Origin of the sequence: Streptomyces sp. NPDC004658 (assembly GCF_040609555.1) — a bacterium.
Taxonomy (GTDB): domain Bacteria; phylum Actinomycetota; class Actinomycetes; order Streptomycetales; family Streptomycetaceae; genus Streptomyces.
The window spans coordinates 1-4,256 of sequence record NZ_JBEXKG010000309.1 but is presented as its reverse complement, the minus strand read 5'-3'; the positions used below and the strand labels follow the sequence as shown (position 1 = coordinate 4,256).

Below are 4,256 nucleotides of genomic sequence, written 5' to 3'. Positions count from 1 at the left end.
CGGGCTTCGGCCCCTCCCGCCCGGGGAGGGGCCGAAGCCCGCGGCCGTGTCCGTGGCGAACGGGTCAGTCCGGCAGCAGGGCGACCGCCCGGGCCCAGCCCGCCCCCGCCCCCTTGATCTTCACGGGCAGGGCGCTGACGGTGAAGCCGAACGGCCGTGGCAGCGCTTCCAGGCCCGACAGGCGCTCTATCTGGCAGAACTCCCTGCGGCGCCCCGCCATGTGGGCGGGCCAGAGCACGTCCCGGTCACCGGAGCGGCGGTAGGCGTCCACCACGTGCGTGAAGGGGGCGTCCAAGCTGAACGCGTCCGTGCCGATGACCCGCACGCCGAGGTCGAGCAGGTAGTCCGTCGCCGAACCGTCCAGGCCCACGAAGTCCGTGAAGTACTCCATCGTGCCGGCCCGCCGGTCGGCGCCGGTGTGCAGCAGGACGATGTCCAGTGGCTCGGGCCGGTAGCCGATCCGGTGGAGTTCCTTCTCGATGACGCCGGCGTCCACCGTGCCGGCCGGCCGGCCGGTGAGGTCCAGGACGACACCCGGCCGGTGGAACCAGTCCAGGGGCAGTTCGTCGATGTTGCGGGGCCGGCCGCTGCCGTACCTCGTGCGCGAGCCGTAGTGCGAGGGAGCGTCGACGTGGGTGCCCGTGTGCGCGGACAGCTCCAGGAAGTCGTTGTTGAGGAACTCCCCGTCGGGGAAGTCCTCCGGGGATATCCGCATGCCGAAGTGCTCGTGCATCTCGGCCGCGCAGTGCCGCGCGCCCTCGGCGGGCGACATCACACGGTGGGCGACCGGATCGGGTTCCCAGCCCGCCGCGTCGATGGGGGACGACAGATCGACGATCCTCATGCTGCCTGGCTCCCTGTCTGCTGGGCGAAGAGGTCGGCGCGCACGCGCACCGGGGTACGCCCGAAGGCGATCTGCTGGAGGACTTTCCGGTAGACCGGGGTGCGGGCGAGGAGCCGCGCCACCAGCGGTCGGACGCGGTCGCTCAGCCCGCCGTGCGTGAGCATGGCCGCGCTCTGCCTGGCCTGAAGGGTGAAGACCGCGTCGATGTCCGGGCGCCGGGCGGTCTCGTAGGCGGACAGCCGCTCGCGCCCGGCGTCCTTCGCCCGCCATGAGGCGACGAGCACGGGGTGCAGCACAGCGGCGTCCTGGAGGGCGAGGTTGATGCCCTGGGCGCCGATCGGGCCGTGGGTGTGGGCGGCGTCGCCGATGAGCGCGAGACCGTCGGTCACCCAGGTGTCGGCGCTGCCCGCGAACACGTCGAGCAGGCTCAGGTCGCCGGGTCCGGCCAGGGTGGCCCGGATCGCGTCGGCGTAGATCGGCACGGCCTGCTCGATCCTGCGGAGCAGGGCGGGGAACCCCTCGGCCGACAGCTCCTTGTAGCCGCCGTGCGGCAGGGTCCAGCCGATCTGGATGCTGCCGGGGTAGGAGTCGTAGATGAGGACGGGGTTCCCGGCGGACCGGTACACCCTGATGTCGTGGGTGCCGCGGCCGGTGGAGGGGATCTTGAACCACAGGACGTCGTGTTTGAACGCCTCGACCCTGCTGTAGCCGAGCCCGGCGAGCTTGCGCACCTTCGAGTAGCGCCCGTCCGCGCCGACGGTGACGTGCGCGTCGATCCGCAGGCGCCGTTCGCCCCGGCCCACGACGGCCCCGGCGATCCGGTCGCCCTCGCGGTGCAGGTCGGTGACGGACTGTCCCTCGAGGTAGGTGAAGTCCGGGTGCTCCCGGCACGCGGCGAGCAGCTCCTCCAGGAGGTGCCGCTGGGGGATGCTGAGCAGGAAGTCGTACGGCTCGGGCAGCTGGCGGTAGTCGATGTCCATCAGTACGCGGTCGTGCTCGACCAGTTGGAAGCGGCGCAGCGGGTAGCCGCCGCGCCGTCGGGCCCGGTCGAGCACCCCGAGCTGGTCCAGGAGCAGCATTCCGCCGGGTTGCAGGATCTCGCCGCGGAACTCCCGGTCGAAGGACCGGGCCCGTTCGACGAGGGCGACCCGGGCCCCCGAGCGCAACAGCAGCAGGGACAGGGCGAGCCCCGCGGGGCCGCCGCCCACGACGCAGAAGTCGGTTTCCATGTGTTCCACAGGTCCTATGGGTTCCACAGGTCCTCCTAGCGGATGTGGCGGATGAGAGGGGCGGGCCGGAGGGCCGGGTGGCCGGTGCGCGGGCGGTCAGGCCAGCAGACCGAGCCCGCCGTCCACCGTGATCACCTGTCCGTGCAGCCAGGCCGCCTGGTCCGTGGCGAGGAGCGCGACGAAGTCGGCCACGTCGCCCGGCGTGGTGAGCCGGCCGGCGGGAGTGCGGCGGCCCAGGAACTCGGCCATGCTGCGGTTCCCGGTGTGCTCGCCCTTGTCCAGCAGGGCGGTGGCCACCGCGTTGACGGCGATGCCCCGCCCGGCCAGTTCCACGGCGAGGTAGCGCACCAGGTTCTCCACGGCGGCCTTGGCGACACCGACGTTGACATAGCCGGGGATCACCGAACGGGCGCCGTTGCTGGAGACCACGACGATGCGTCCCGGCCGGCCCGCCATGAGTTCCGCGAGCCGGGCCCCGCCCGACAGCAGCGGGTTCAACGCGAGGCCGAGTTCGGAGCGGAAGGCCTCCAGATCCGGGCCGACGGCCGTGTTGTGGCGGAAGGTCGCGGCGTTGTGCACGAAGACGTCCAGACCGCCGTGTTCCCGCGCCACCCGGTCGAGCAGGGCCTGGAGAGCGGCCTCGTCCCGGACATCGGCGCGGACCGCGACCGCCGTGCCCTTGAGCCCGGCCAGTTCCTCGACGGTCCGGCGGGCGCTGTCGTCGTCGCGGTGGTAGTTGACGTACACATCGCATCCGGCCGCGCACAGCCGGTGCGCGATGGCCCGGCCCAGGCCGCGGGCCGCCCCGGTGACCAGGGCCACCCGGCCCTCGAGGCCGAGCGGAACGGATGCGGCGGGCGCCGCGTCGTCGCGGGCGTTCATGGCCTGACCTCCAGGAGGGGGAAGGGGTGACCGGACGCGCCGGGGCCGGACGGCCCGGCACCACCGGTGACGATCACCGGTTCGCCGCGCGGTTCCGTGTCGGCGCCGGTGAGCCCCAGCACGGCGGCGGCCACGCGTTCGGGCGTGGCCGGCTCGATCGGCGAGGGCGGATGCCCGGCACCGGGGCGGGCGATCGGGCCCGGTGCGACACAGCGCACGCCGATGCCCTCGGCGGCGAGTTCGGCCGACAGTCCGAGGACCAGGCCGTGCACGCCCGCCTTGGCGGCGCACAGGTGGGCCGCCATCGGCCGCCCGCGCAGCCCGGCCACCGAGGAGACCAGTACGACGCGCCCGGCCGGTGCCGCCCGCAGCAGCGCCAGCCAGGACCGTACGAGTAGAAAACTGCCTGTGACGTCGGTGTCCAGGACCCTGCGGAACTCCTCCGCCGTGAGGTCACCGGCCGCGACCGGGCGTCCCTCGTACCCGGTGACGAGGTTGACCACGGCGTCCAGCCGGTCCAGCCCCGCCGCCCTGGCCCGGCGCACGGCGCGGTCCAGGGACGCCGGGTCGGTGACGTCGGTGTCGAGGGCCAGGACGGGAACGCCGTGGTCGGCCGTGAGCCGTGCGGCGAGACGGTGCAGGCGCTCTGCCGAGCGGCCCAGCAGGACGAGGTCCGTCCCCTGGGCCGCTGCGGCCTCGGCCACGGCCGTTCCCACCAGGCCGGTCGCGCCGGCGACGAGCAGGCGTCGGTTCACCGGGGCCGCCGCCCCGTCACTGGACCGGGGCACCTTCGAGCACCACCGTGTAGAGGTCGGGGTCGGGAACCGCGACGTTCGCGAGCTGGCTGATGTGCTCGCCGAACTCGGCGCTGGCCAGGACCCGCTGGTGGTCGGCCTGCGTCTGCCACAGCGCGACGTTGACGTAGACGTCGGGCCGGCTCAGCGAGCGGTGCAGCTTGAAGCCGATGAAGCCCGGCTGGCTGCGCATGAACTCCGCGCTCTGCGCCCAGATGCGCTCGAATTCGTCGAAGTTCCCCTTGACGGTGAACTTGTTGATCAGGGTGACCATGGTCGTTCCTCTCTCGACGTGGTGTCCGGTCTGTACGTGGTGTCCGGTCCCGGCGCGGGGTCCGGTCCCGGCGTGGGAGCGAGCCGTCACGCCGCGACCGTGCGCAGGGCCGTCAGCCACTGGAGGCGGTCGCCCATGTCCGCCGCCAGGCAGGAGCGCACCCGCTCGGCGAGTCGTCCGGGTCCGCGCCGCCCGGGTCGCGGCGCGGCGAGCAGCGCCCTGCGCCGGACGGC

5 protein-coding genes are annotated in these 4,256 nt (G+C 73.3%); all 5 read right to left on the bottom strand.

Going from position 1 to position 4,256, the window contains the following annotated elements; all coding sequences use genetic code 11:
- Positions 1 to 64: 64 nt before the first annotated feature.
- A complete protein-coding gene (locus ABZV94_RS40455; RefSeq protein WP_356349922.1) occupies positions 65 to 844 on the bottom strand; it encodes a cyclase family protein in 780 nt (259 codons plus the stop codon).
- Entirely contained in the window at positions 841 to 2,073 is a 1,233-nt protein-coding gene (locus tag ABZV94_RS40450) for an FAD-dependent monooxygenase (RefSeq protein ID WP_356349919.1), read from the bottom strand. Before ABZV94_RS40450 ends, ABZV94_RS40455 begins: the two co-directional genes overlap by 4 nt.
- Positions 2,074 to 2,169: 96 nt before the next feature.
- Positions 2,170 to 2,955, bottom strand: a complete 786-nt coding sequence (locus tag ABZV94_RS40445; protein WP_356349916.1) for an SDR family oxidoreductase — start codon at positions 2,953 to 2,955, stop codon at positions 2,170 to 2,172.
- Complete coding sequence (locus tag ABZV94_RS40440) at positions 2,952 to 3,710, bottom strand: SDR family NAD(P)-dependent oxidoreductase (protein WP_356349915.1); 759 nt, start codon at positions 3,708 to 3,710, stop codon at positions 2,952 to 2,954. The genes ABZV94_RS40445 and ABZV94_RS40440 overlap by 4 nt, the downstream gene beginning before the upstream one ends.
- 16 nt (positions 3,711 to 3,726) lie before the next feature.
- Positions 3,727 to 4,023 (bottom strand): antibiotic biosynthesis monooxygenase family protein, encoded by a 297-nt coding sequence (locus ABZV94_RS40435; RefSeq protein WP_356349912.1) that lies wholly within the window; start codon positions 4,021 to 4,023, stop codon positions 3,727 to 3,729.
- Between the last annotated feature and the right edge of the window lie 233 nt (positions 4,024 to 4,256).